Genomic DNA, 1,110 nt, shown 5'->3' on the forward strand with positions numbered 1-1,110 from the left:
TCTGCACCAAGGCCTGCTTGATGCACTGCACATCCACCGCCATGGCGTCCACGGCGCCCGTGGCAATCACCGCCTCCGTGCTCATGAAGTTGCCCGCATGGGGCACCCCGTGCCGGGAAAGCACTTCCGCCCCCGAACAGCACATGCCCAAAAGATTGATCCCCGCAGCGCCAGCCTCCTTGGCCTTGGCCACCAAGTCCGGATCGTTCACCGAATCAATCATGGACTCAAACAGATTGGGCTCATGGCCGTGCACGATGATGTTCACATGGTCTTCCTTCAAAAAGCCCATGTTCACCCCGGCCACCAAAGGCTTGGGCGTCCCAAACAGAATGTCGGAGATTTCCGTGGCCACCATGGACCCGCCCCAGCCGTCGGCCAAAGCCGTCCGCGAACACTGCCGCACCAGATTCTCGTAGTCCTGGTCCACACCCATGTGGGTCCGATGCATGATCTCCATGATCTCGCGCATGGCCCCTCGAGGCACAATCCCGTACTTGCGCCACGTCTCCAAAGTCTTCGCCGGAACCCGCGTCACAAACGGAATCTCCCCTTCCACCTGGGTGTAGGTCCGCTCCAGCTCCTTGTAGAGCTCCTTGGCAATCTCCATGGTCTCGCGGCCCTCCACCTCAATGCCCACACTTTGGGCCACGCTGCGAAGCTTCTCCTCGTCCTTGATCCTGTAGTCCTTGATCTTGCCGTTGACCACCTCACGGAACACATCCAGCATGCTCATGCCGTGGTCCGTGTGGGCCGCACAGCCCGATGCCACCATCCGGGCAAAATTGCGCGCCGCAATGGTATCAATGGTCGCCCCGCACACCCCCACCTTGGAATAGGGATCCTTGGGGTTCAACCGGCACGGCCCCATGGCGCAGTGCTTACAACAGGCCGAATCCGCCCCAATGGGACACGCCTTCATGTCCGCGGCCCGCTGAAACGCCGTCTCCACGCCGTCCGCCGCCGCCTTCTGCAACATCTGAATGGTCGCTTCACACGTGGAAAAATCCCGGAAATTGTACGCCTTCTGCTTCTTTTCCTTTTCCTCAGCCATGGCGATTCCCTTTTCCCTCTTCATGAGGTTTTTCATTAAGGACAGGACCTTGTCCA

General features: G+C 59.6%; 1 pseudogene. It reads right to left on the reverse strand.

The features are described 5' to 3' along the window. A pseudogene (locus ABJK56_RS17415) lies at positions 1-1,078 on the reverse strand (carbon monoxide dehydrogenase); the annotation flags it as partial. Between the last annotated feature and the right edge of the window lie 32 nt (positions 1,079-1,110).

Source organism: Thermogutta sp. (assembly GCF_039793925.1).
In the GTDB taxonomy this organism is placed as follows: Bacteria; Planctomycetota; Planctomycetia; order Pirellulales; family Thermoguttaceae; genus Thermogutta.